Raw genomic sequence first — 1,461 nt, 5'->3', positions numbered from 1 at the left:
GGACGCTGCGGGACGCTCGTTGTGGGGTGCCATAGTGCCTCCCATTGTGCCAAAGGGCACCGACGCGTTTTGATGACGGACCGTCCGCGGCGGGTGCGGCGCACCAGCGGGACCCGGGAGCCGCCCCGCGGGTGGCTATGCTGGGCGCACGAGAAGGACTTCCTCTAGGATGGCTTGATTGTGGTTCTCTTCTGTCTTGTCGCATCGCACCGGTCCGTGGACCTCAACACCGTCGCGCGGCTGAGCACCGGTGCCCTCGGAGTGGCCGAGGACGCCGTGGCCCGTGGTGCGCTCGAGGGGGCCGTCACGCTGTCCACGTGCAACCGTCTGGAGCTCTACGGTGAGCTCCCCGACCACGGCCCGTGCGACGTCCTCACCGCGCAGCAGCAGCTCGCCGCACGGATCGCGGAACGGGCGGGTCTCGACGCCCGTTTCGTGCTGGAGACCATGGACGCCTACCAGGGCCCCGAGGTGCCCCGGCACCTGTTCACCGTGGTCTCCGGACTCGAGTCCGCCGTGGTGGGGGAACGCGAGATCACCGGCCAGGTGCGCCGCGCGCTCACGCAGGCCCGGCAGTCGGGAACCGCCTCCGGCCACCTCGTGCAGCTCTTCGAGGCCGCCGCGCGCACCGCCCGGGAGGTGGGCGCCCACACCGGCCTGGGAGAGCGTGGCCGCTCCATCGTCTCCGTGGCCCTCGACCTCGCGGACGACATCACCCCCGGGGACTGGCCCCGTCGGCACGCCCTCGTGTTCGGCACGGGAGCGTATGCAGGAGCCACGATGGCCGCCCTGCGGGACCGCGGCTGCGCGGACATCGAGGTCTACTCGGGCTCCGGGCGCGCGGAGCAGTTCACGGACCAGCGCGGCGGCTCCCCCGTGACCGGGGTCGAGCTGCCCGCGGCCCTGCGCCGCGCGGACGTCGTCATCGGCTGCTCCGGCGGATCCGCCCCCATGCCCGCGTCCGCGTTCCCGGGCGGTCCCCGCACCGTGGTCGACCTGGCACTCGCGCGGGACTTCGACCCCGCCGTCGCGGACCTGCCGGACGTGGAGCTGATCACCCTGGAGTCCGTGCGCGTGGCCGCCCCGGAGGAGACCCGGGAGTCGGTGAGCGCGGCCCGGGAGATCGTGGAGCGCGCCGCGGCGGGATTCGAGGCGGCGCAGAACGCCCGGAGCATGGACCAGGCCATCGTGGCCCTGCGCAAGCACACCATGGCCGTCCTGGACGCCGAGCTCGAGAAGGTCCGCACGCACCACGGCTGCACCGGCGCGGAGGAGCAGATCGAGATGGCCATGCGGCGCATGGTCAAGTCCCTGCTGCACACCCCCACCGTGCGCGCCCGCCAACTGGCCGCGGAGGGCCGTGCGGACGAGTACATCACGGGCCTGGAGGCGCTCTACGGCCTGGAGGTCGTGTCCCCGCACGGCTCCGACGACGCCGCGCGGACCCCCGCCGCAGAAGCC

At 73.2% G+C, this 1,461-nt stretch carries 1 protein-coding gene; it reads left to right on the top strand.

From position 1 onward, the window contains the following. Nucleotides 1-180 precede the first annotated feature (180 nt). On the top strand, nt 181-1,461 hold a 1,281-nt coding region (locus tag CWC38_RS11755; protein WP_121846885.1), incomplete at its 3' end, for a glutamyl-tRNA reductase.

The organism is Kocuria tytonicola (genome assembly GCF_003687455.1).
Taxonomy (GTDB): Bacteria; Actinomycetota; Actinomycetes; order Actinomycetales; family Micrococcaceae; genus Kocuria; species Kocuria tytonicola.
The sequence above is the reverse complement of the archived record's forward strand: the minus strand, read 5'-3'. Positions and strand labels throughout refer to the sequence as shown.